The sequence below is a fragment of the Brevundimonas sp. genome (genome assembly GCF_032055285.1).
In the GTDB taxonomy this organism is placed as follows: Bacteria; Pseudomonadota; Alphaproteobacteria; order Caulobacterales; family Caulobacteraceae; genus Brevundimonas.
Window position 1 is genome coordinate 1027121 of record NZ_DAMBRE010000001.1, and the last position, 22572, is coordinate 1049692.

The following is a 22572-nucleotide window of genomic DNA, read 5'->3' on the forward strand; positions in this document are numbered from 1 at the left end:
CCGGTCCAGATTGAGGCGCTCATGTGTCCGAGCGGGGCAGAAACCGCCAAGCTTAGGAAACGCACCCATGTCCAAATCCACCGCCATCGTCCTCGTCCACGGCTTCTGGGGCGGCGCCGCCCACTGGGCCAAGGTCATCACGGAGCTGAGCCGGCGCGGCTATACCTCCCTGCACGCCGTCGAAATGCCGCTGACCTCGCTGGCCGACGACGCCGAGCGGGTGCGCAAGATGGTGCGCCAGCAGGAAGGCCCGGTCATCCTGGTCGGCCATTCCTACGGCGGCGCCGTGCTGTCGGAGGCCGGCGATCTGCCCAACGTGGCGGCCCTGGTCTATGTCGCCGCCTTCGCCCCCGACGCCGGCGAAAGCCCCGGCGGCATCACCCAGCAGGACCCGCCGTCGGCCGCCCCCAACCTGGCCCCCGACAGCGACGGCTATCTGTGGGTCAAGCCCGACAAGTTCCACGAGAGCTTCTGCCAGGATCTGACGGCGGACGAGGCCCTGGTCATGGCGGTGACCCAGAAGGCGCCCCTGGCTACCACCTTCGGCGACGCGGTCACCGCCCCGGCCTGGAAGGCCAAGCCCTGCTGGTATCAGGTCTCGAGCCAGGACCACATGATCGCCCCGACCAATCAGCAACGGATGTCGGCGCGGATGAACGCCCGCAAGGTCATCACCCTGGACGCCAGCCACGCCTCGCTCGCCTCCCATCCGGTCGAGATCTCCGACCTGATCGAGGAAGCCGCCGCGGCGATCTGATCTAGGTCAGAAGGGTCCGCAGGACGGCGTCCAGCACCGGACGCCCGGACGCCGTCGCTGCGACCCGGCCCTCATGCAGGGTCAGGAAGCCATCGGCCAGCAGGTCGGCCAGAGGTCCCTTCTCGGCCGACAGGCCCAGGGTCTGCAGGGTGGTCAAAGACACCCCTTCGACGGTTCGCAGCCCCAGCAGCACCAACTCCTCGGCGGCGCCCAGCGGGTCCAGGGCCTCTTGCTCGGCCCAGGGCGTTCCCGCCGCGACGCCCGCCGCATAGTCGGCGATGCGGCGATGGGCGACGGTGGCGGTGCGCCGACCTTCAAGCGTCAGCCGCCCATGGGCGCCGGGGCCGAGGCCCAGATAGTCGCCGCCGCGCCAGACGTGCAGGTTGTGGCTCGACCGGGCGGCGAGGTCGCGGGCGTGGTTGGATACCTCATAGGCCTCGAACCCCGCGTCCTCGAGCACGGCCTGGGTGGCCTCATACAGTTCGGCGGCCAGATCATCGTCCGGCGGGGTCAGGGTCCCACGCGCGAAGGCCCGGCCAAAGGCGGTCGTCGGCTCTATGGTCAGCTGATAGGGCGAGACGTGCTCGAACCCCAGGTCCAGCGCCGTGGTCAGCTCCGCCGTCCAGTCGGCCACGGATTGCCCCGGTCGGGCGTAGATCAGGTCAATGGACAAGCGCGGGAAGGCCGCAGCCGCCGTCTGAACCGCGCGTCGCGCCTCCGCCGCCGAATGGTCGCGGCCGAGGAAGGTCAGGGCCGCGTCGTCGAACGACTGCACCCCCATGGACAGGCGGTTGATCCCGGCCGCGGCCAGGGCGGCGTAGCGGTCCGCCTCGGCATCGGTGGGGTTGGCCTCCAGGGTGATCTCGATCTCGCCAGCCGGAGGGAAAAGCGTCCTGGCCCGCGCGATCACCGCCGCCACGGCCTCCGGCGGCATCAGGGACGGGGTGCCGCCGCCGAAGAAGATCGAGGCCAGACGGCGCGGCCCGACCCGAGCAGCCTGCGCCTCCATGTCCGCCAGGATGGCCTGGACCAGCCCGGCCTGCTCCTCGACCCGCCCCCGGTCGCGCACCACGTTGAAGTCGCAATAGGGGCAGATACGGGCGCAGTAGGGCCAGTGAACGTAGAGGGCCACATCCCTGAGCTCCCTATCGCCGCCTTCGCGAAAGGCGGCTGCTTGAGGGACCCGCGACCCTGACAAAATGTCAGTCAATCAGCGCGGCCTTGAGCCGCGCAAAGGCGCGGGCGCGGTGGCTGAGGGAGTCCTTTTCGACCGGGTCCATTTCGCCGAAGGTCAGGTCCGAACCCTGAGGCCGGAAGATAGGGTCGTAGCCGAAACCGCGATCGCCGCGCGGCGGGAAGACCAGATCGCCGTCGATGCGACCCTCGACCACCACGCAGGGACCGTCGGGCCAGGCCACAGCCAGGGCCGAGGTGAACCAGGCGCGGCGATCGGTCGAGCCGATCTCCTCAAGCCGTTCCTCGACCTTCTTCATGGCCATGGCGAAGTCCTTGCCCGGTCCGGCCCATCGCGCCGAGAAGATGCCGGGCGCCCCGCCCAGAGCCGCGACCGACAGGCCGGAATCGTCGGCCAGCGAGACTTCCCCCGAGGCCTCGGCCGCATGACGGGCCTTCAGCATGGCGTTGCCCACAAAGGTGCTCTCGGTCTCGTCCGGTTCGGGCAGGTTGAGGCTGCCGGCCGTGACGATCCTGTAATTTCCGTCCAGCAAGGCTTCGATCTCGCGCGCCTTGCCCGGATTGTGGGTCGCGGCCACCAGCCGCATCCCCTTGATCAGCTTGAGATTCATGCGGTCACCCTAGTCCCGTCCGATGCATTGCGGAAGTTTAACATCGTTAAACGATATGTAACGTGCTTTTCGAGGGGGCATGGCGCATCTTCAATCTCAAGAACGGGGGTCGCACCGTTCAGACGAAGCGACGAAGACGCAACGTTCACCCAGCGACACCACATAAATGCACGAAAATCGTGCAATCACGGAGAGATACGATGCAAGCGATGAAAACCTCGATCTGGATGGACCGCGTCGGCCACGGCTTCTTCAACGCCCTTCTGCTGGCCTCCCTGCCTGCCGCCGCCGTCGCCCTGATCATCCAGAGCCTGTGATCCTGGCCTTGATCGGACAGGGGGCTTTGACGATCAGCATGAACACCGCGAAGAATAGCGCCGCGTGAGGGTCTGCCGGACCCCGCGCGGCGATCGCCGCCCGAACCACCCGGCCTGAGATCTGACTTCATGCGCTTCCCGAAACTGCCTGCCATCGGGATAAGAGCGCCGCGCCTGACCGGCGCGAACCTGCGGACACCCAATCTGAGAACCATAGGCCCCGGCTCCGTCTCCAGCCTGCTGAAGATCGCCCTGGACGTCGCCTATGTCCTGCTGGCCCTGATCACCGGCGTGCTGCTGCTGCTCTGGATCGCCTCCATCTTCATTCCTCTGGACAACCTTTACGTCATCGACACCGACGGCGACAACGGCCGCCAGATCCCGTTGACCCGCCCCCTTCTGCTGTTCGGCGTGGGCGCCATGACCGCCTATTTCGGCGGCTTCCTGATGATCCTGCGCGGCCTGCGCAAGATCTTCCGCACCCTGACCCTGGGCGACCCCTTCCAGCCCGACAACGTGCGCCGTCTGCGCCAGATCGGCCTGATCCTGGCCGTCGTGACCGGCGGCGTCTGGGTGGCGCAAGGCCTGGTGGCCGCCCGCCTGGCCCCCGGCGTCATGGAGCCGCAAGGCGTCAGCGACCTGCTCACCCCTGCCTTCTCCATCCTCGTCGTCTTCGTCCTGGCGGAGGTCTTCCGCGAAGGCGCGCGCCTGCGCCGCGAATCCGAACTGACGATCTGATCTGGAAACGCTAAGCTCTGCCCATGGCCATCCGCGTCCAACTTGACCGCATTCTCGCCGAACGGCGCATGTCGCTGACGGAGCTCGCCGACCGCGTCGGCGTGACGGTCGCCAACCTGTCGATTCTCAAGACCGGCAAGGCGCGCGCCGTGCGCTTCTCGACCCTGGACGCCCTGTGCCGCGAACTGGACTGCCAGCCCGGCGACCTGCTGGCCCATGAGCCTGGTCCCGGAGACGTCTTCGACGGCGAGGACTAAGGTGGCCCGCAAAGGCCCTTCGGACCCCACTGACGACGACAAACGCATCTGGGCCCGGGTGACTGGAACAGTGACCCCGCCCGCGCGCCGCAAGGCCACCCGCGTCACGCCCGGCGCGGTCCTGCCCGATCCCGAATCTCCGTCGGTCGCCCCCAAGCCCGCGCGCGGCGTCGCCGGCAAGAAGCGCTACGCCCCCGATCAGACCCCCAGCTTCGAGGCCCTGGGCATCGCGCCCCCCGCCAAGCCGGCGCCGACCCGCGCCCGCCCGACGCCCGAGGAATTGGAGCCCCGCCGTCAGCGCCGCCTGTCGCGCGAACGCGATCCGATCGAAGCCCGCATCGACCTGCACGGCTTTGGCCGCTTCGAGGCCGAGGACCAGCTGCGCGGCTTTCTCATCAGCTGCCAGATGCGCGGCCTGCGCTCGGTTCTGGTCATCACCGGGCAGGGACGACGCGGCGGCGGGATCATTCGCGGCTCGGTGCACGACTGGCTGACCGGCCCGCACCTGCGCGGCGTGGTGTCCGGCTTCGCCTCGGCCCACCGCCGTCACGGCGGCGACGGCGCCCTCTATGTGACGCTGAAGCCGCGGGGCTGAGGCCGGTCAGCCCTGGGCGTTGCGGATCGCCGCCGCTCCAGCCACCGGCGCGATGACCACCGCAAACAGGACATAGGCGCCCAGCAGGGCCAGGGCCGACAGGGGGTCGCCGCCGCCCGCCGCCCGCGTCAGGGCGCCCGCCCCAAACACCACCGGCGGGATGAAGAGCGGCAGCACCACCACCGCGATCAGCAGACCTCCGCGCTTCGCGCCCAAAGCCAAGGCCGCGCCCAGGGCCCCGGTGAAGGCGAAGCCCAGTCCGCCGACGGCCGCCGCCAGCGCTGTCAGACCGATCAGATGGGCCGGCTGACCCAGAGCCAGGGCCGCGACCGGCGCGGCCAGCGCCAAGGGCAGACCCGTCGCCAGCCATTGCGCCAGGGCCTTGATCGCCACCGTTCCCTCCAGCGGCACGGGACCGAGCGCCAGCAGGTCCAGGGCCCCGTCCTCCAGATCGCGCTCGAACAGGCGCTCCAGCGACAGCAGGGAGGCGAGCGCCAGAGCCATCCAGCTGGCGCCCGAGGCCGCCGGGGCCAGGACGCGCGGATCGCCGCCCGCCGCCAGCGGCAGGATGGCCGTCAGGCACAGCATGAAGCCGCAGGCCAGCAGGGGTCCGCCGCCCCCGCCCCAGGCCAGCGAAAGCTCGCGGCCGAACAGGACGCGCACGGCACTCATGCGAGACCGCCGAGGTCGAGATCGCGCGCCGGGACGGGCAGGGGATCATGCACCGCCGCCAGAATCATCCCGCCCCCGGCCAAATGCGCCGCCATCAGCTCGGCCGCGACAACGCGCCAGCGCTCGTCCAGAGGAGCCAGGGGTTCGTCCAGCAGCCACAGGGTCCGCGGCGCAGCCACCAAGCGCGCCAGCGACAGGCGCCGCTTCTGCCCCGCCGACAGCTTGCGCGTCTCCAGATCCAGCAGGGGCGTCAGCGCCAAACGCGCAATGGCCGCCTCGCGCGCCGCGCTGGTCCCGCCCAGCCAATCCGTCTGAAAATCAAATTCCTGCCGCGCCGTTCGCGTCGGCTTCAGACCCTCGAGGTGGCCCAGAAGGTGGACCCCATCGCGCCGCGCGGTCTCCGAATCCAGCGCCTCACCGTCCGCGCCGCCAAAAGTGATCGCCCCGGCGTCAGGCTGGATGAAGCCCGCCACGGCGCGCAGCAGGCTGGTCTTGCCCGCGCCGTTGGCCCCGGTCAGAGCCACGGCCTCGCCCGCCGAAAGCCGCAGCGACAGGCCCTGAAACAGGACACGCTCGCCGCGCGACAGGCTCAAGGCCTCGATGTCGACCGTCTTCAGCATGACCCCGCCGACTTGCGAACCATTCTCGATGTCCATGACGCCGTTGTGGATACATGGACGGCTTCCCCGCACAGGACTATATCCGCAAGCGCCGCAGCAGGCTTTCGCCGCGCGCGCCTGGGACCTGTGCGCCCCGGCGTCCAGCGCGCGAAGGCGCAACCGAATTGTCGGGCGGCGTTAGTCAGAGGACTTATCTCCATGCCGTCGATTGACAGCCTCAAGACCCGTCAGGACCTTTCGGTCGGGCGCAAGAAATACGCCTATTACAGCCTTCCGGCCGCCGAGGAAGCCGGTCTGGCCGGGATTTCCCGTCTGCCGCGCTCGATGAAGGTGCTGCTGGAGAACCTGCTGCGCAACGAAGACGGCGTCTCGGTCACCGAGGACGACCTCAAGGCCGTCGCCGCCTGGATCGAGAACAAGGGCGCCGTCGAGCACGAGATCGCCTTCCGTCCGGCCCGCGTCCTGATGCAGGACTTCACCGGCGTGCCCGCCGTCGTCGACCTGGCCGCCATGCGCGACGCCATGGCCAAGCTCGGCGCCGACGCCAAGAAGATCAATCCGCTGGTCCCCGTCGACCTGGTCATCGACCACTCGGTCATGGTCGACCATTTCGGCGACGCCAAGGCCTTCGGCCAGAACGTCGAGCGCGAGTACGAGCGCAACATCGAGCGCTACAACTTCCTGCGCTGGGGCTCCTCGGCCTTCAACAACTTCCGCGTCGTGCCGCCCGGCACCGGCATCTGCCACCAGGTGAACCTGGAGAACCTGGCCCAGACCGTCTGGACCCTGGACGAAGGCAAGAAGACCGTCGCCTATCCCGACACCGTCGTCGGCACCGACAGCCACACCACCATGATCAACGGCCTGGCCGTCCTGGGCTGGGGCGTCGGCGGCATCGAGGCCGAGGCCGCCATGCTGGGCCAGCCGATCCCGATGCTGATCCCCGAAGTCGTCGGCTTCAAGCTGACCGGCAAGCTGCCGGAAGGCGCGACGGCCACCGACCTGGTGCTGACCGTCACCCAGATGCTGCGCAAGAAGGGCGTGGTCGGCAAGTTCGTGGAATTCTTCGGCGACGCCATCGCCGGGATGACCATCGAGGACCAGGCCACCATCGCCAACATGGCCCCGGAGTACGGCGCCACCTGCGGCTTCTTCCCCGTGTCGCGCGCAACCATCGACTATCTGACGGCCACCGGCCGCGACAAGGCGCGCGTCGCCCTGGTCGAAGCCTACGCCAAGGCGCAAGGCCTGTGGATCGACGAGACCTCGGAAGACCCCGTCTTCACCGACGTTCTGGAACTGGACATCTCGACCGTCGTGCCGTCGCTGGCCGGCCCCAAGCGTCCGCAGGACCGCGTTGAACTGACCGTCGCCGCGCCCTCGTTCGAAACCGCTCTGACCGACGTCTTCGGCCGCCCGACCGACGCCGAACGCGCCGCCGTGGAAGGCGAGAAGTTCACCGTCGGCGACGGCGACGTGGTCATCGCCGCCATCACCTCCTGCACCAACACTTCGAACCCGTCGGTCCTGATCGCCGCCGGTCTGGTGGCGCGCAAGGCCCACGCCCTCGGCCTGAAGGTCAAGCCCTGGGTCAAGACCTCGCTGGCCCCCGGCTCGCAGGTCGTCACCGACTATCTGACCGACGCCGGCCTCCAGAAGGATCTGGACGCCATGGGCTTCAACCTGGTCGGCTATGGCTGCACCACCTGCATCGGCAACTCGGGCCCGCTGGACCCGGCGATTTCCAAGGCGATCAACGACAACGGCCTGGTCGCGACCTCGGTCCTGTCGGGCAACCGCAACTTCGAAGGCCGCGTGAACCCGGACGTCCAGGCCAACTACCTGGCCTCGCCGCCGCTGGTCGTGGCCTACGCCATCGCCGGTTCGATGCGCATCGACATCACCAAGGATGCCATCGGTCAGGACAAGAAGGGCAAGGACGTCTTCCTGAAGGACATCTGGCCGACCTCGCAGGAGATCGCCGACATCCAGAAGAAGTCGGTCACCCCGGCCATGTTCGCCAAGCGCTACAAGGACGTCTTCAAGGGCGACAAGCACTGGCAGGCCATCAAAGTCACCGGCGGCCAGACCTATGCGTGGGAGGACACGTCCACCTACGTCCAGAACCCGCCCTACTTCGAGGGCCTGTCGATGGAGCCGGCCCCCGTCAGCGACATCGTCGAGGCCCGCATCCTGGGCATCTTCGGCGACTCGATCACCACCGACCACATCAGCCCGGCCGGTTCGATCAAGAAGGCCTCGCCGGCCGGCGTCTATCTGACCAACCACGGCGTCGACGCCCTGGACTTCAACAGCTACGGCGCGCGCCGCGGCAACCACGAAGTCATGATGCGCGGCACCTTCGCCAACATCCGCATCCGCAACAAGATCACCCCGGACATCGAGGGCGGCGTCACCAGGCACTTCCCGTCGGGCGACACCATGTCGATCTACGATGCAGCGATGCGGTACCAGTCGGAAGGTCGTCCCCTGGTCGTCTTCGCCGGCAAGGAATACGGCACCGGCTCGTCGCGCGACTGGGCGGCCAAGGGCACCCGCCTGCTGGGCGTCCGCGCCGTCATCGCCGAGAGCTACGAGCGCATCCACCGCTCGAACCTGGTCGGCATGGGCGTGGTCCCGCTGCAGTTCAAGCAGGACGGCTGGCAGAAGCTGGGCCTGACCGGCGAGGAGATCGTCACCATCCGCGGCCTGACCGACGCCAACATCGGCAAGCTGAAGCCGCGTCAGGACCTGTGGGTCGAGATGTTCCGTCCCTCGGACGGCAAGATGGCCCGCTTCCCGGTCCGCTGCCGCATCGATAACCAGACCGAGCTGGACTACCTGCTGGCCGGCGGCGTCATGCCCTACGTCCTGCGCAACCTGGCGGGCGGCCCGCAAGCCGAGGCGCCTGCCGCCGCTGAATAAGGCGAGGCTTCAGGCAGAAACAGGAAAGGCCGGTGGATCGCTCCACCGGCCTTTTTCTTCGGCCATCCGCCGCCTCTTGCCTCATGCGTTTGGCGTCACGAACGGCTACAAGACACCGATGTTGCGCCTGTCAGAACTCAAGCTGCCTCTCGATCACCCGCCGGAGGCCTTGCCCGCCGCCATCGCTACCCGCCTGGGCGTGCCGCCGGGTGATGTCGTTTCCTGGTCGATCTGGAAGCGGGCGCACGACGCGCGTCGGAAGTCCGCGATCCTGAAGGTCTATATTGTCGACGTCGAGGTCAGGGACGAGGCCATGTTGCTGGCCCGCTTCAAGGACGACGTGCACGTGCAGCCCGCGCCGGACGTCGCCTATCGTCCGGTTGCGGTCGCGCCCAAAGACCAGCGCCTGAGGCCCGTCGTGATCGGGGCCGGGCCATGCGGCTTGTTCGCCGGGCTGATCCTGGCCGAAATGGGCTTCAAGCCCATTATCCTCGACCGCGGCAAGGTGGTGCGGGAACGCACCAAGGATACCTGGGAGCTGTGGCGCAAGAGCAAACTGCACCCGGAATCCAACGTGCAGTTCGGCGAGGGCGGCGCCGGCACCTTCTCCGACGGCAAGCTCTACAGCCAGATCAAGGACCCGCGCTTCCTGGCCCGCAAGGTGTTGACCGAGTTCGTCGCGGCGGGCGCGCCGGAGGAGATCCTGACCGAGGCCCATCCGCACATCGGCACCTTCCGTCTGGTGACCATGGTCGAGGCCATGCGCGAGAAGATCGAGGCCCTGGGCGGCGAGTACCGCTTCGAGCACCGGGTGGTCGATATCGAGCTCGACAATGGCAAGCTGCGGGGCGTGCATCTGCACACCGGCGAGTTCCTGGAGGCCGACCATGTGGTCTTCGCCATCGGCCATTCGTCGCGCGACACCTTCCAGACCCTCTACGACCGGGGCGTCCATATCGAGGCCAAGCCCTTCTCGATCGGTTTTCGGATCGAACATCCGCAGTCCTGGATCGACCGGGCGCTGTTTGGTCCCTGCGCCGGGCACCCCGATCTGGGGGCCGCCGCCTATTCGCTTTCGCACCACTGTTCGAACGGGCGGACCGTCTACAGCTTCTGCATGTGCCCGGGCGGGACGGTGGTGGCGGCGACCAGCGAGCCGGGCCGCGTCGTCACCAACGGCATGAGCCAGTATTCGCGCAACGAGCGGAACGCCAACTCCGGCTTCGTGGTCGGCATCTCGCCCGAGGACTATCCGAGCGACCACCCTCTGGCGGGCATCGAGCTGCAACGGGATCTGGAGACCCGCGCCTATGCGGCCGGCGGCGGCGACTATTTCGCGCCGGGCCAGTTGGTGGGCGACTTCCTGGCCGGGCGCCCCTCGACCGAACTGGGCGAGGTAGTGCCCAGCTATAGACCCGGCGTGCGCCCGACTGATCTGGCCCCGCTGATGCCGGACTATGTGATCGCGGCGATGCGCGAGGCCCTGCCCGTCTTCGGCCGCAAGATCGCGCGCTATGACGACGCCCAAGCGGTTCTGACGGGCGTCGAGACGCGCAGTTCCTCGCCGATCCGCATGACGCGCGGCGCGGACTTCCAGAGCCTGAACGTGCGCGGCCTGTTTCCCGCCGGCGAAGGCGCGGGCTATGCGGGAGGCATCCTGTCGGCCGCCGTCGACGGCATCAAGGTCGCCGAGGCCGTCGCCCGATCGATGATCGGACAGACGGCGACCTAGACACGCCGCCCATGAAAACGGCCGATGGATCGCTCCATCGGCCGTTTGTCTTTCAGACTTCCGCCCGCCTTATTCGGCCGCGACGCGATCCGCGTATTCGGGGATCTGGTCGAAGTTCATGTAGCGGTAGACCTCGTCGCGGTCGGCGTCGATGACGCCCATCTCAGCCATGTATTCAGCCACGGTGGGGATGCGGCCCATCTTGGAGGCGACGGCGGCCAGTTCGGCCGAGGCCAGATAGACGTTCGAGCCCTTGCCCAGACGGTTGGGGAAGTTGCGGGTCGAGGTCGAGACCACGGTCGCGCCCTCCTTCACCTGGGCCTGGTTGCCCATGCACAGCGAGCAGCCCGGCATCTCCATGCGGGCGCCGGCGCCGCCGAGGGTCGAGTAGTGGCCCTCTTTGGTCAGTTCCGAGGCGTCCATCTTGGTCGGCGGGGCTACCCACAGACGGGTCGGGATGTCCTTCTTGCCCTTCAGCAGCAGCGAGGCGGCGCGGAAGTGGCCGATGTTGGTCATGCACGAGCCGATGAAGACCTCGTCGATCGGGGTCTCCTGCACCTCGGACAGCAGGCGCGCGTCGTCGGGATCGTTGGGGGCGCACAGGATGGGCTCCTTGACGTCCGCCAGGTCGATCTCGATGACGTGGGCGTATTCGGCGTCGGCGTCGGCCTCCAGCAGGTTCGGCGCGGCCAGCCAGGCCTCCATGGCGTCGATGCGGCGCTGCAGGGTGCGGGCGTCGGCGTAACCGTCGGCGATCATGTTCTTCATGAGCACGATGTTCGAGGTCATGTACTCGATGATCGGCTCCTTGTTCAGCTTGACGGTGCAACCCGCCGCCGAACGCTCGGCCGAGGCGTCGGTCAGTTCGAACGCCTGCTCCACCTTCAGGTCCGGCAGGCCCTCGATCTCAAGGATGCGGCCCGAGAAGGCGTTGACCTTGCCCGCCTTGGCCACCGTCAGCAGGCCCTGCTGGATGGCGTAGTAGGGGATGGCGTGGACCAGGTCGCGCAGGGTGATGCCGGGCTGCATCTCCCCCTTGAAGCGGACCAGGATCGACTCCGGCATGTCCAGCGGCATGACGCCGGTGGCGGCGCCGAAGGCCACCAGACCCGAACCGGCCGGGAAGGAGATGCCGATGGGGAAGCGGGTGTGGCTGTCGCCGCCGGTGCCGACGGTGTCGGGCAGCAGCAGGCGGTTCAGCCAGGAGTGGATCACGCCGTCGCCCGGACGCAGGGCCACGCCGCCGCGGTTGGAGATGAACTGCGGCAGTTCGCGGTGCGTCTTCACGTCGACCGGCTTGGGATAGGCGGCGGTGTGGCAGAAGGACTGCATCACCATGTCGGCCGAGAAGCCGAGGCAGGCCAGGTCCTTCAGCTCGTCGCGCGTCATCGGGCCGGTGGTGTCCTGCGAGCCGACCGTGGTCATGCGCGGTTCGCAATAGGTGCCCGGACGGATGCCCTGGCCTTCCGGCAGACCGCAGGCGCGGCCGACCATCTTCTGGGCGACGGTGAAGCCCTTGCCGCTGTCTTCCGGCGTGACCGGCAGGCGGAACTCGGTCGAGGCGGCCAGGCCCAGGGCCTCGCGGGCTCGGGCGGTCAGCGACCGGCCGATGATCAGGTTGATGCGGCCGCCGGCCTGGACCTCGTCTAGCAGGACCTGCGACTTCAGCTCGAAGTCGGCGACCTTTTCGCCGTCCTTCTCGATCTTGCCCTCATAGGGATAGATGTCGATGACGTCGCCCATGTTCAGGCTGGTCACGTCGACCTCGATCGGCAGGGCGCCGCTGTCTTCCTGGGTGTTGAAGAAGATGGGGGCGATCTTGCCGCCCAGGGTGACGCCGCCGAAACGCTTGTTCGGCACGAAGGGGATGTCCTGGCCGGTGGCCCAGATGACGCTGTTGGTCGCCGACTTGCGCGACGAGCCGGTGCCGACCACGTCGCCGACATAGGCGACCAGATGGCCCTTGGCCTTCAGGTCCTCGATGAACGACATCGGGCCGCGCACGCCATCCTGTTCCGGCGTGATGCCCGGACGCGCGTTTTTCAGCATGGCCAGGTAGTGCAGCGGAATGTCGGGGCGCGACCAGGCGTCGGGCGCCGGCGACAGGTCGTCGGTGTTGGTCTCGCCCGTGACCTTGAAGACGGTGACGGTGATCTTGTCGGCGACCTTGTCACGGCTGGTGAACCACTCGGCCTCGGCCCAGGACTTCAGCACGGCCTGGGCGTTGCCGTTGCCGCCCTTGGCCAGTTCGGCGACGTCGTGGAAGAAGTCGAACATCAGCAGGGTCTTCTTCAGACCCTCTGCGGCGACGGCGCCGACCACGGCGTCCGTCAGCAGGTCGATCAGCGGCTTGACGTTATAGCCGCCGACCATGGTGCCCAGCAGCTCGGTCGCACGCTCGCGCGACAGCGACGGCACGGCGAAGTCCCCATGGGCCACGGCGGACAGGAAGGAGGCCTTGACCTTGGCCGCGTCGTCCACGCCGGGCGGCACGCGATGGGTCAGCAGGTCCAGCAGCTCCTGCTCGGCGACACCGGCGGGCGGCGCCTTGATCAGCTCGATCAGGTCGGCGGTCTGCTCAGCCGACAGCGGCAGCGGCGGAATGCCCAGGGCCGCGCGTTCGGCGACGTGAAGACGATAGGTTTCGAGCATGAGCGGCCTTCCTTGGTCCAGTCGCGACATGACTGGCCCGTCGGCCCGCCAAAACCGCGCGTGGCCTTTCCCACATAAGGCCTGGGGTCGCAAGGGAAGGGGGCCGGTTCGACCTTCGACCTCCGTCGTAGGGAAGGGCAGGCGATCCGACGGTTTTTCTGTTTGCCCCCGGGTCGATAAGATCCTTCGTCTGGCCCCGCTACCGGCCGTGCAACACGAGCGGAAACCAAACACCAATGGTCGATCTCATCAACGAGCTGAAGGGTTTCGTGGAGCAACAGCTTGAAGCCGAAGAAACGGGAGACCTTGATTGGTTGGAAGCCCACGATAGGGCGTTTCGCTGGATCGATCGACTGGACGAGAACAATCTTGAGGTTTCTCCCGTCGTGTTCCTTTTTCTCGAAGAAACGCTCCATCGAAGGGATCCGAGTTTCGGGCGAATTCGACGTGGACAAATGCGGGCAGCCCTCACAAGTCAAATCGCTTTCCCAGGATCCGTGTAGCGGCGCAATCAAACTTCCCGCGTGCCGCCAGCGGACAAGCTGACCCTCGAGTCACGCCCGAGGATAACGGCGGGGATCAGGAGTGACGCTGAGAAAACGTAGCGACCTAAGGCTGTGGCGCCTCGCCGTCAGTCCAGCTTGAGCGCCTCGGCCAGGAGGCGGGCTTCGGCGGCGCGGCTCGAGCCGGCGCGCCAGGCGACGACGATCTCGCGACGGGGGGCGTCGGCGGAGATGGGGCGGATGACGACGCCGGGGTTGTCGGCCAGACCGGCCTGCACCGCCATCTGCGGCAGGAAGCTGACGCCTAGCCCGGACGACACCATCTGGACCAGGGTGTGCAGGGAGGTGGCGGCGAAGACGTCCTCGCCGCGCGGGGCCTCGATGTTGACGGCGGCCAGGGCCTGATCGCGCAGGCAGTGGCCGTCCTCCAGCAGGATCAGATCGTCGGCCTTGAGCATCCCCTCGGGGATCGGCCCGGCGCCCGCCAGCGGGTGACCGACCGGGGCGGCGGCCAGAATCTCGTCGTCGCCGATGCGGGCGTGGTCGATGCCCGGCGCCTCATAGGGCAGGGCGATGACGGCGGCGTCCAGCTGGCCCGCCTTCAGTCCGGCGATCAGGCGCGGGGTCAGGTCCTCGCGGATGAAGAGGCGCAGGGCCGGGTATCGGTCGCGCAGACCGGGCAGGGCGCGCGGCAACAGGAAAGGGGCGACGGTGGGGATGACGCCCAGGCGGAACCGGCCGGACAGGGGCTTGCCCGCGTTGCGCGCCGCCTCGACCAGGTCTTCGGTGCGGGCCAGGACGTCCTCGGCGCGCTTGACCGCCTCGGCGCCGACAGCGGTCAGTTGCACCGCGCCGCGCGTGCGCTCGACCACCGGCGCGCCCAGGATCTTCTCCAGCTCCTGCACCCCCGCCGACAGGGCCGGCTGGCTGACGTGGGCCGCCTCGGCCGCACGGCTGAAGGAGGCGTGTTCGGCCAGGAGCTTGAGATAGTGGAGCTGTCGCAGGGTGGGGAGCATCCGCCCCACATAGGCGCGCCCTATGGTGTTTTCAAAGACAATCGAAACCATTGATAAAGAAAGGCGCCGCGAACCGCTCGGCCCGCGGCGCCCCCTATGGTCTAGTTCAGGTCGAACCGGTCGGCGTTCATCACCTGGGTCCAGGCCGCGACGAAGTCCGTGACGAACTTCTTGCCCGCATCGGCCGAGGCGTAGACCTCGGACAGGGCGCGCAGTTGGGCGCTGGAGCCGAACACCAGGTCGGTGCGGGTGGCGGTCCACAGCTCTTTCCCGGTCAGGCGATCGGAACCGACGAAGGTTTCGTCGCCCTCGCCGTCCACCTGTTTCCAGCCGGTCTTCATGTCCAGCAGGTTGACGAAGAAGTCGTTGGTCAGCTGGCCCGGACGGTCGGTGAAGACGCCGTGCTTCGACCCACCGTGGTTGGCGCCGAGAACCCGCAGACCGCCGACCAGGACCGTCATCTGCGGCGCCGTCAGGCCCAGCAGTTGCGCCCGATCGATCAGCAGTTCCTCGGTCGGGACGTTGAAGCGGACCTGCAGATAGTTGCGGAAGCCGTCTGCGCGCGGCTCCAGCACCTTGAAGCCGTCCACGTCGGTCTGCTCCTGCGAGGCGTCCGTGCGGCCGGGCGTGAAGGGGACCGTCACGTCGTGACCGCCGGCCTTGGCCGCCTGCTCGACCCCGACCACGCCGCCCAGGACGATCAGGTCGGCGATGGAGACGTTGAGACCGGACGCCGCCTGGATGTCCTCATAGACCTTGAGGACGCGAGCCAGCCTGGCCGGTTCATTGACGTCCCAGTCCTTTTGCGGAGCCAGGCGCAGGCGTCCGCCATTGGCGCCGCCGCGATAGTCCGAACCGCGGAAGGTCACGGCCGAGGCCCAGGCCGTCGACACCAGCTCGGCGACCGACAAACCTGAAGCCTTGATGCGGTCCTTCAGCGCGCTGACGTCGGCGTCCGACAGCTTCGGCCCCGTGTGCGCCGGGATCGGGTCCTGCCAGATCAGATCCTCGGCGGGGACGTCCGACCCCAGGTAGCGGGCCTTGGGGCCCATGTCGCGGTGGCACAGCTTGAACCAGGCGCGGGCGAACTGGTCGCCGAAATAGGCCGGATCGGCGCGGAACCGCTCCATGATGGGACGATAGATCGGATCGATCTTGAAGGCCATGTCGGCCGTCGTCATCATCGTCGGCACGCGCTTGCCCGGCGTATGGGCGGCCGGGGCCAGGGTTTCCGGCGGATTGCCCACCGGCTGCCACTGCTTGGCGCCCGCCGGGCTGCGGACCAGTTCATAGTCGTGGTCCAGCAGCATGTCGAAATAGGTCATGTCCCAGGTGATCGGCGTGGGGGTCCAGGCCCCCTCGATGCCCGAGGTGATGGTGTGGTCGCCCATGCCGCTCTCGTGGCCCGAGATCCACCCCAGGCCCTGCTGGGCGATGTCGGCGCCCTCGGGGCTGACGCCCACCTTGGAGGCGTCGCCGGCGCCGTGGGCCTTGCCAAAGGTGTGACCCCCGGCGGTCAGGGCGGCCGTCTCCTCGTCGTTCATGCCCATGCGGGCGAAGGTCTCGCGAATGTCGCGAGCCGAGGCCAGGGCTTCGGGCACGCCGCCGGGGCCTTCCGGGTTCACATAGATCAGGCCCATCTGGATGGCGGCCAGGGGCTCTTCCAGAGCCATGTCCTTGTCAGGCTGGATGCGGGTCTGGTTGCCTTCGTCCCCGACCCAGTTCTCTTCGGTGCCCCAGTAGACGTCCTTCTCCGGCTCCCAGACGTCGGCGCGGCCGCCGCCAAAGCCGAAGACCGGTCCGCCCATGCTTTCAATGGCGACATTGCCGGCCAGGATCATCAGGTCGGCCCAGCTGAGCTTGGCGCCGTACTTCTGCTTGATCGGCCACAAAAGGCGGCGCGCCTTGTCCAGGTTGCCGTTGTCCGGCCAGGAGTTGAGCGGGGCGAAGCGCTGCTGGCCGGCGCCCGCGCCGCCGCGCCCGTCCCCGGTGCGATAGGTGCCGGCCGAGTGCCAGGCCATGCGGATGAAGAAGGGACCATAGTGGCCATAGTCGGCCGGCCACCAGGGCTGGCTGTCGGTCATCAGGGCGGTCAGGTCGCGCTTCACCGCCGCCAGATCCAGCGATTTGAAGGCGGCGGCGTAGTCGAAGTCGTCGCCCATCGGGTCGCCCGACCTGCCCTGCTGATGCAGGATGTCCATCGCCATCTGATTGGGCCACCAGTCGCGATTGGTGCGTCCCAGAAGCGAACGCAGCGCGCCCGGCTCCTTCTTCGGATCGTGGAGAGGGGTAGGGCCGCCTGCTTGTCCGTCCATGACTTTCCTCCTGTTCGGCAGATTATGTCCCGAGCCTACGCCCGGTTCCGCACCGAAGGAAAATCGATAAACTTTGGGTCGACCAACAGGGGAAGTTATAGCGAAGCTGGACGAAGCGCTTAAGGTTCAGCCCGTCACCCATAACAAAAATCTATTCGGCTTTGTGAAATCATCGATTTGACTTCCGACGCCCCAAGTCCCATCTGAGCCCCATCGGCGATGCACCTCCCTGTGACGCCGGATGTCTTACATTGTCAGAATGGAGCTCCACTATGCTGGGCGTCGGTCAAAAACTGCCTGAATTCAAGATCACTGGCGTGAAGCCGGGCTTCAACAGCCACGAAGAAAACGGCGTTTCGGCCTTCGAAACCGTCACCCAGGACTCCTTCGAGGGCAAGTGGAAGGTCATCTTCTTCTACCCGAAGGACTTCACCTTCGTCTGCCCGACGGAAATCGCCGCCTTCGCCAAGCTGAACAAGGAATTCGAAGACCGCGACACCGTGGTCCTCGGCGGTTCGACCGACAATGAGTTCACCAAGCTGGCCTGGCGTCGTGACCACGCCGACCTGAACAAGCTGCCGATGTGGCAGTTCGCCGACTGCGGCGGCAAGCTGGCCCGCGAACTGGGCGTCCTGGACGAGGAAAACGGCGTCGCCCTGCGCGCCACCTTCGTCGTGGACCCGCACAACGTCGTCCAGCACGTCTACGTCACCAACCTGAACGTCGGCCGTTCGCCGGAAGACACGCTGCGCGTGGTCGATGCTCTGCAGACCGACGAGCTGTGCGCCTGCAACCGCCCGGTCGGCGGCGAGACCCTGGCCGCCTAAGTACTGGCCAAGGAAGGCCCGGACCGCGTTCGTAATGGTCCGGGCCGCCCCTCTTGAAGAGGCGGCGGCGGGCGACTGTCGCCGCCTTTTTCATGCCTGACGCCCCCGAATCCGGCCCTGACGGGGCGCGTCGGCAGTCCCTATATTGTATCCGGCGCAAGCGGCGCCGTTGAGCAGAAGGAAGTCCCCATGTCCATCGACGCCCTGCGCGACCTCATCCCGGCCTACGGCAAGGACATCTCGCTGAACCTGTCCTCGCTGGCCAATGAGACGGTGCTGAACGACCAGCAGAAGTGGGGCTGCTTCCTGGCCTCGGCCCACGCCATCGGCGTCGCGCCCGCTGTGAAGGCCATCGAGGCCGCCGCCGCCGCCGTCCTGACCCCCGAAGCGATGAACGCCGCCAAGGCCGCCGCCGCCATCATGGGCATGAACAACATCTACTACCGCTCGCTGCATCTGATGAAGAACAACGAGTACACGACCCTGCCGGCCAAGCTGCGCATGAACGTCATCGCCAACCCGGGCGTCGAGAAGCTCGACTTCGAGCTGTGGTCCACCGCCGTCTCGGCGATCAACGGCTGCGGCGCCTGCCTGGACGCTCACGAAGGCGAACTGCGCAAGCACGGCGTGCCGAACGTCCAGGTCCAGGCCGCCCTGCGCATCGGCGCCGTGGTCCACGCCGCCAGCCGCATCGTGGCTTCGGAAGCCGCCCTGGCCGGCTGATCCAAAAAGGATCACCAGACAGCCAAAAGGCGCGGAGCGATCCGCGCCTTTTTCAAATTCCGTCTAGGGCCGGGCCTCAGCCCTTGTCGGTCGGCGCTTCATGCCCCGCCATCTCGCGCATCATGTCGAGGATCAGCTTTTGCTGCCGCACCGAAAGCTGAGGGGCCAGGCGACCGATCTCGATGCTCTGCCGCGTCGAGGGAAAATCGTGGACGAAGGGCTCGACCTCTCCCTCGGCCATGCCGGGCTGCTGCGGCGTCGTCAGGCCCTCGAAAAAGTAGCCGATATCGACCTTGAAGAAACGGGCGATGTCCCAGAGCTTGGACGCCGAGATGCGATTGGCGCCCTTCTCGTACTTCTGGATCTGCTGGAAGGTCAGACCGAGCGCCCGCCCGAGGTCGCTCTGATTGTAACCGAGGGCGATGCGCTTGTCGCAAACCCGCCGACCGACATGACGGTCCACGGGATGGGGGCCGTCCTCTGCAGAGCCTCTGACCATCACGCGTTCTCGCTGAAATCCACGCCCGAACTCAATTGTCTCGAAATGCGACGGATAGCCAGCGGTGTCACGACAATTCGCGCGATGCGCGTGTCCTTGCAACCTCGCCCGGCTAGCGGTCGCCCTCGTCCTTCAAGGCGCGAATGACCGCCAAGGCCGTGCGCTGGCGCGCTTCCGGAAGTTTTCTCGCGGCCGCCCCGATGCGTTGAACAAGAGGCTGGCCAATCGGAGGCGCTCCCTCAAAGGGTGTCTCACCTTGCTCCCCCATACCGGCTTGTCCCTGTTGCAAGACGATGTTGCTTGGCAAGCCATCATAAATCTCGGCGACAGTGACGTTCATCGCACGGCAAAACTGCCAAAGTCGCGCAGCCGGCACACGATTTTCGCCGGCCTCATGGCGCCCCCACTGGTTGGCGGATATGCCGAGCTTGTGAGCCATCTCGGCCTGGGTCAGGCCTCGATCTTCCCGCATGGCGCGCAAACGAACGCCGAGCGGTCCGTCGATATGTCGCGTTCGCTTGCGATCCAGCTCTTCCTCATCGCCGGCCTTGCTCATGCCCGCCCCTTGCGTCGCCGCCAGGACAGGCCGCCGCCCAGCATCAGCGCCAGCAGGACGCCGAACAGGCCGTCGCCCCAGCGGCCATAGAGGGTCGGCGCCGCTGGTTCGGGCAGGCGCACGTCGATCACACCCGCTTGGCCCGGGTCCAGCCGCTTGCCGTCCACGACCCGGCCCCAGGGATCGATCATGGCCGAGACCCCGGTCGGGGTGGCGCGAGCGATGGGCAGACCGGTCTCGATGGCGCGATAGCTGGCCAGATTCAGGTGCTGGCGCGGGCCCGAGGTGGCGCCGAACCAGGCGTCATTGGAGACGTTGACGATCCAGGCCGGACGGTCGGCGTCCTTGGCCGGGGTGAAGCCCGGATAGAGGCTTTCGTAGCAGATCAGCGGCTGAACGTTCGGCGCATTGACCAGGCTGATCGGCGCGGGCTTGGGTCCGGGGCTGAAGTCGGCCGGAACGTGCACCAGGCTGCGCACGCCGATCTGGCTCATCAGTCGGCCCAGCGGCAGGTATTCGCCGAACGGCACCAGACGGTGCTTGTCGTAGATGGCGCCGATGCGCAGACCCGTCGCGCCTTCGTCATGCAGGGCGAACAGGCTGTTGAAGTAGCGGGCGCCGCCCTCGGCGGTCGGATCGGCCTCGCCCCGGCTGATGCCCATCAGCAGGGTCTGGCCGGGTTGCAGGGCGCCGGCGATGGCCTGGGCGTCGGACGAGTTGAAGACGTCGTTGGCGGTCGCGGGCAGGGCGCCCTCGGGCCAGACCACGACGTCAGGCAGGGCCGCGCCCTTCTGGGCCGTCAGCGCCACGTAACGATCGACGATGGCCTGATAGGCCTCAGGCGACCATTTGGATTCCTGCGGGATGTCGGCCTGAACCAGACGCACCAGGGTCGGGCCGTCGCCCCGTTGGGCCGAGGACAGACACAGGCTTCCAAAGGCGAACAGGCCCGCCAGCACCGCCACGCCCAGAGCCGCCGCGATCCAGCGCGGACGACGCGGGCCGCCGCTCGCCAGCAGGCCCAGCGCCGAAACCGCCGCCAACGTCACCAGACCCAGACCATAGACGCCCGCCACGGAGGCGAACTGCGACATGGCCGACCCGGCCTGCCAGGCCGCCCCGCTCGGGTTCCAGGGGAAGCCGGTCAGGACGTGGCCGCGCAGCCATTCCAGCAGGGCGAACAGGGCGGCGAACAGCAGGACGCGGCGCACGCCTTGCGGCGCGAACCGGCGATAGAGGGCCGTCGCCGTCCCGAAGAACAACCCCAGCCCCATGGGCAGCAGGCTGGCGGCGAAGGGCGCCATCCAGGCCTGATCCTTGTTGACCAGGAAGGCCTCGGCCACCCACCAGCAGCCGATGAAGAAGTAGGCGAAGCCGGCCAGCCAGCCGACCCAGAAGCCGCCCTTCACCGTTCGCGACTGCTCGGCCAGCAGCATCAGCAGGGGATAGCCCAACAGGCCCGGCAGGACGCCGAACGGCGGATGGGCCAAGGCCGCGCCCGCGCCGGCCAGAAGAGCCAGGGCGATGCGACCCCAGCGGTTCGTCAGCACGTCTCCCCCCAAGGCACTCAGACCCTGCGCCGACAAACGCTCGTTCATGCAGTCGCCTCATGTTCAGCGGCATAGGGATCGGCGACGCCGAGCGAAGCCAGGATTTCACGCTCCTCGGCCTCCATCTCTTCGGCCTCGGCCTCGTCCTCGTGGTCGCGACCCAGCAGGTGCAGGACGCCGTGGACGACCAGATGGCTCAGATGGTCGGACAGGGCCTTGCCCTGAGCTTCAGCCTCGGCCGCGCAATAGACGAAGCCCAGCACCACATCGCCCAGATGCGGAAAGGCGCTCTCGGCCGCCGGGAAGGACAGGACGTTCGTCGGCCGGTCCTTGTCGCGGAACCGCTGGTTCAGGTCCTGCACCTCGGCGTCATCGGTCAGCAGGACGACCAGGTCGCCCTCGACCGTCCCCAAGGCCGCCGTCGCCGCGCGCATAACCACGGCTTCCACGTCAGGCAGGGCGGCGGTCCAGGCGGCGTCCTCGACTTCGATCTCGATCATTCAGTCTTCGTCCTCGAGGTCCGGCGTCGGACGGTGGCGCGCGGAATCAGCGTCATAGGCGCGCACGATGCGCTCGACCATGGCGTGGCGCACCACGTCCTCGGCCTTGAAGGCCTGCACCCCGACCCCCTTCACGTCCTTCAGGATGCGCAGGGCGTGGCTGAGGCCGGAATCGCGCGGGTTCAGCAAGTCGATCTGCGACGGATCGCCGGTGACCACCATGCGGGCGCCCTCGCCCAGACGGGTCAGGACCATCTTCATCTGCAGCCGCGAGGTGTTCTGCGCCTCGTCGACGATGATGAAGGCGTGGCTCAGGGTGCGGCCGCGCATGAAGGCGATGGGGGCGGCCTCGATCTCGCCCTTCTCGCGGCGACGGCGCACGTCCTCGACGCCGAGGATGTCGTTCAGCGCCTCCCAGATGGGGGCCAGATAGGGGTCGACCTTCTCGTTCAGATCGCCCGGCAAGAAGCCCAGCTTCTCGCCCGCCTCGACCGCCGGACGGGTGATGACCAGGCGGTCCACCTGTCCGCGCCGCAGCAGGGAGGCGCCATAGGCCGCCGCCAGGAAGGTCTTGCCCGTGCCCGCCGGGCCGACGCCGAAGGTCAGCTCGCAGCGGCTCAGCAGATCCAGATACTGGGCCTGGGCCGCCGTCTTGGGCGCGATGGCGCCGCGCCGGCCGACCGGCAGGGCCACGGCGTCCGGCACGACCCGGCCGTGGTCCGGTCGCGGCTGCGACACGGCGGCCCCCAGGGCCATGCGGACGTCGGCCTCGGTGATCTCGGCGCCCGCGTCGGCCCGCTTGGCCAGGGTCTCGACCACGCGTTTCGCCTGGGCCCGATCCCGCGCCGAGCCGTTGATCGACACGCCGCCGCCGGGCGCCTCGACCAGCACCTTGAAGGCGTCCTCGATCAGGGCGACGTGGCGGCTGTTGGGACCGATCACGGCCCGCAGGGCCTGATCGCTCAGGGACAGGAACTCGGACTCTCGCGCCATAGGCTTCCTTCTTGGTGTCC

At 67.7% G+C, this 22572-nt stretch carries 21 protein-coding genes; 9 read left to right on the forward strand and 12 right to left on the reverse strand.

The genetic code is table 11. The features are described from left to right. The first annotated feature begins 67 nt into the window (after positions 1 to 67). Complete coding sequence (locus RTY13_RS05120; protein WP_312781615.1) at positions 68 to 757, forward strand: alpha/beta hydrolase; 690 nt, start codon at positions 68 to 70, stop codon at positions 755 to 757. A 1-nt stretch (position 758) separates the two neighbouring features. Here the strand turns inward: RTY13_RS05120 and hemW are convergent, their stop codons facing one another. Both hemW and rdgB read right to left on the reverse strand, forming a co-directional pair. Beyond that, positions 759 to 1889 (reverse strand): radical SAM family heme chaperone HemW, encoded by a 1131-nt coding sequence (hemW, locus tag RTY13_RS05125; protein ID WP_312781617.1) that lies wholly within the window; start codon positions 1887 to 1889, stop codon positions 759 to 761. Between the two features lie 70 nt (positions 1890 to 1959). After that, on the reverse strand, positions 1960 to 2562 hold the full coding sequence (rdgB, locus tag RTY13_RS05130; RefSeq protein WP_312781619.1) for an RdgB/HAM1 family non-canonical purine NTP pyrophosphatase: 603 nt from the start codon (positions 2560 to 2562) through the stop codon (positions 1960 to 1962). Between the two features lie 446 nt (positions 2563 to 3008). On the opposite strand from rdgB, the gene RTY13_RS05135 reads away from it, so the two are divergent. The 3 genes from RTY13_RS05135 (at position 3009) to RTY13_RS05145 (ending at position 4469) form a co-directional block, all read left to right on the forward strand. After that, positions 3009 to 3617: a DUF2975 domain-containing protein gene (locus RTY13_RS05135; RefSeq protein ID WP_312781621.1), complete on the forward strand. Its 609-nt coding sequence runs from the start codon at positions 3009 to 3011 to the stop codon at positions 3615 to 3617. A gap of 23 nt (positions 3618 to 3640) precedes the next feature. Further along, positions 3641 to 3874, forward strand: coding sequence for a helix-turn-helix transcriptional regulator (locus RTY13_RS05140; RefSeq protein WP_292084896.1), 234 nt, complete (start codon positions 3641 to 3643; stop codon positions 3872 to 3874). 70 nt (positions 3875 to 3944) lie between these two features. Next, entirely contained in the window at positions 3945 to 4469 is a 525-nt protein-coding gene (locus RTY13_RS05145; RefSeq protein ID WP_312781623.1) for a Smr/MutS family protein, read from the forward strand. A gap of 6 nt (positions 4470 to 4475) precedes the next feature. Here RTY13_RS05145 and ccmB read toward each other — a convergent pair whose 3' ends face one another. Together ccmB and ccmA are read right to left on the reverse strand one after the other, a co-directional pair. Next, positions 4476 to 5141 carry a heme exporter protein CcmB gene (ccmB, locus tag RTY13_RS05150; protein WP_312781625.1) on the reverse strand — a complete coding sequence of 222 codons (666 nt, stop codon included), beginning with the start codon at positions 5139 to 5141 and terminating at the stop codon, positions 4476 to 4478. Further along, complete coding sequence (gene ccmA / locus RTY13_RS05155) at positions 5138 to 5761, reverse strand: heme ABC exporter ATP-binding protein CcmA (protein WP_312781797.1); 624 nt, start codon at positions 5759 to 5761, stop codon at positions 5138 to 5140. Before ccmA ends, ccmB begins: the two co-directional genes overlap by 4 nt. A gap of 198 nt (positions 5762 to 5959) precedes the next feature. Between ccmA and acnA the strand changes: the two genes are divergently transcribed. Both acnA and RTY13_RS05165 read left to right on the forward strand, forming a co-directional pair. Next, complete coding sequence (gene acnA / locus RTY13_RS05160) at positions 5960 to 8686, forward strand: aconitate hydratase AcnA (protein WP_312781627.1); 2727 nt, start codon at positions 5960 to 5962, stop codon at positions 8684 to 8686. 118 nt (positions 8687 to 8804) lie between these two features. Next, complete coding sequence (locus tag RTY13_RS05165; RefSeq protein WP_312781629.1) at positions 8805 to 10418, forward strand: NAD(P)/FAD-dependent oxidoreductase; 1614 nt, start codon at positions 8805 to 8807, stop codon at positions 10416 to 10418. Positions 10419 to 10487: 69 nt separating this feature from the next. Here the strand turns inward: RTY13_RS05165 and acnB are convergent, their stop codons facing one another. Beyond that, positions 10488 to 13070, reverse strand: coding sequence for a bifunctional aconitate hydratase 2/2-methylisocitrate dehydratase (gene acnB / locus RTY13_RS05170; protein WP_312781631.1), 2583 nt, complete (start codon positions 13068 to 13070; stop codon positions 10488 to 10490). 236 nt (positions 13071 to 13306) lie between these two features. Between acnB and RTY13_RS05175 the strand changes: the two genes are divergently transcribed. After that, entirely contained in the window at positions 13307 to 13573 is a 267-nt protein-coding gene (locus RTY13_RS05175) for a hypothetical protein (protein WP_312781633.1), read from the forward strand. Positions 13574 to 13701: 128 nt separating this feature from the next. On the opposite strand, the gene RTY13_RS05180 is transcribed toward RTY13_RS05175, so the two are convergent. Further along, positions 13702 to 14589, reverse strand: coding sequence for a hydrogen peroxide-inducible genes activator (locus RTY13_RS05180; RefSeq protein ID WP_207824295.1), 888 nt, complete (start codon positions 14587 to 14589; stop codon positions 13702 to 13704). 101 nt (positions 14590 to 14690) lie between these two features. Further along, the gene (katG, locus tag RTY13_RS05185; protein ID WP_312781635.1) at positions 14691 to 16904 is read right to left on the reverse strand and encodes a catalase/peroxidase HPI; all 2214 of its coding nucleotides are present in this window, start codon (positions 16902 to 16904) and stop codon (positions 14691 to 14693) included. Positions 16905 to 17176: 272 nt separating this feature from the next. Here katG and RTY13_RS05190 point away from each other — a divergent pair, with 272 nt between their 5' ends. Together RTY13_RS05190 and RTY13_RS05195 are read left to right on the forward strand one after the other, a co-directional pair. Then, positions 17177 to 17731: a peroxiredoxin gene (locus RTY13_RS05190; RefSeq protein ID WP_292084884.1), complete on the forward strand. Its 555-nt coding sequence runs from the start codon at positions 17177 to 17179 to the stop codon at positions 17729 to 17731. A 189-nt stretch (positions 17732 to 17920) separates the two neighbouring features. Continuing rightward, complete coding sequence (locus RTY13_RS05195) at positions 17921 to 18454, forward strand: carboxymuconolactone decarboxylase family protein (RefSeq protein WP_292032124.1); 534 nt, start codon at positions 17921 to 17923, stop codon at positions 18452 to 18454. 76 nt (positions 18455 to 18530) lie between these two features. Here RTY13_RS05195 and RTY13_RS05200 read toward each other — a convergent pair whose 3' ends face one another. The 5 genes from RTY13_RS05200 to RTY13_RS05220 form a co-directional block, all read right to left on the reverse strand. Then, positions 18531 to 18953, reverse strand: a complete 423-nt coding sequence (locus RTY13_RS05200; RefSeq protein ID WP_312781637.1) for a helix-turn-helix domain-containing protein — start codon at positions 18951 to 18953, stop codon at positions 18531 to 18533. Between the two features lie 112 nt (positions 18954 to 19065). Further along, positions 19066 to 19509, reverse strand: coding sequence for a helix-turn-helix transcriptional regulator (locus RTY13_RS05205; RefSeq protein ID WP_312781639.1), 444 nt, complete (start codon positions 19507 to 19509; stop codon positions 19066 to 19068). After that, entirely contained in the window at positions 19506 to 21107 is a 1602-nt protein-coding gene (gene lnt / locus RTY13_RS05210; protein ID WP_312781641.1) for an apolipoprotein N-acyltransferase, read from the reverse strand. Before lnt ends, RTY13_RS05205 begins: the two co-directional genes overlap by 4 nt. Then, complete coding sequence (ybeY, locus tag RTY13_RS05215) at positions 21104 to 21559, reverse strand: rRNA maturation RNase YbeY (protein ID WP_312781643.1); 456 nt, start codon at positions 21557 to 21559, stop codon at positions 21104 to 21106. The genes lnt and ybeY overlap by 4 nt, the downstream gene beginning before the upstream one ends. Then, on the reverse strand, positions 21560 to 22552 hold the full coding sequence (locus RTY13_RS05220; protein ID WP_312781645.1) for a PhoH family protein: 993 nt from the start codon (positions 22550 to 22552) through the stop codon (positions 21560 to 21562). Positions 22553 to 22572 lie beyond the last annotated feature (20 nt).

Coding starts and splice junctions, on each gene's coding strand:
- ccmA (WP_312781797.1), bottom strand. CDS start 5,761: ATGCTGAAGACGGTCGACATCGAGGCCTTGAGCCTGTCGCGCGGCGAG.
- RTY13_RS05140 (WP_292084896.1), top strand. CDS start 3,641: ATGGCCATCCGCGTCCAACTTGACCGCATTCTCGCCGAACGGCGCATG.
- RTY13_RS05200 (WP_312781637.1), bottom strand. CDS start 18,953: ATGGTCAGAGGCTCTGCAGAGGACGGCCCCCATCCCGTGGACCGTCAT.
- RTY13_RS05180 (WP_207824295.1), bottom strand. CDS start 14,589: ATGCTCCCCACCCTGCGACAGCTCCACTATCTCAAGCTCCTGGCCGAA.
- ccmB (WP_312781625.1), bottom strand. CDS start 5,141: ATGAGTGCCGTGCGCGTCCTGTTCGGCCGCGAGCTTTCGCTGGCCTGG.
- acnB (WP_312781631.1), bottom strand. CDS start 13,070: ATGCTCGAAACCTATCGTCTTCACGTCGCCGAACGCGCGGCCCTGGGC.
- acnA (WP_312781627.1), top strand. CDS start 5,960: ATGCCGTCGATTGACAGCCTCAAGACCCGTCAGGACCTTTCGGTCGGG.
- RTY13_RS05205 (WP_312781639.1), bottom strand. CDS start 19,509: ATGAGCAAGGCCGGCGATGAGGAAGAGCTGGATCGCAAGCGAACGCGA.
- RTY13_RS05165 (WP_312781629.1), top strand. CDS start 8,805: ATGTTGCGCCTGTCAGAACTCAAGCTGCCTCTCGATCACCCGCCGGAG.
- lnt (WP_312781641.1), bottom strand. CDS start 21,107: ATGAACGAGCGTTTGTCGGCGCAGGGTCTGAGTGCCTTGGGGGGAGAC.
- RTY13_RS05220 (WP_312781645.1), bottom strand. CDS start 22,552: ATGGCGCGAGAGTCCGAGTTCCTGTCCCTGAGCGATCAGGCCCTGCGG.
- katG (WP_312781635.1), bottom strand. CDS start 16,904: ATGGACGGACAAGCAGGCGGCCCTACCCCTCTCCACGATCCGAAGAAG.
- RTY13_RS05120 (WP_312781615.1), top strand. CDS start 68: ATGTCCAAATCCACCGCCATCGTCCTCGTCCACGGCTTCTGGGGCGGC.
- RTY13_RS05190 (WP_292084884.1), top strand. CDS start 17,177: ATGCTGGGCGTCGGTCAAAAACTGCCTGAATTCAAGATCACTGGCGTG.
- RTY13_RS05135 (WP_312781621.1), top strand. CDS start 3,009: ATGCGCTTCCCGAAACTGCCTGCCATCGGGATAAGAGCGCCGCGCCTG.
- ybeY (WP_312781643.1), bottom strand. CDS start 21,559: ATGATCGAGATCGAAGTCGAGGACGCCGCCTGGACCGCCGCCCTGCCT.
- RTY13_RS05175 (WP_312781633.1), top strand. CDS start 13,307: ATGGTCGATCTCATCAACGAGCTGAAGGGTTTCGTGGAGCAACAGCTT.
- rdgB (WP_312781619.1), bottom strand. CDS start 2,562: ATGAATCTCAAGCTGATCAAGGGGATGCGGCTGGTGGCCGCGACCCAC.
- RTY13_RS05195 (WP_292032124.1), top strand. CDS start 17,921: ATGTCCATCGACGCCCTGCGCGACCTCATCCCGGCCTACGGCAAGGAC.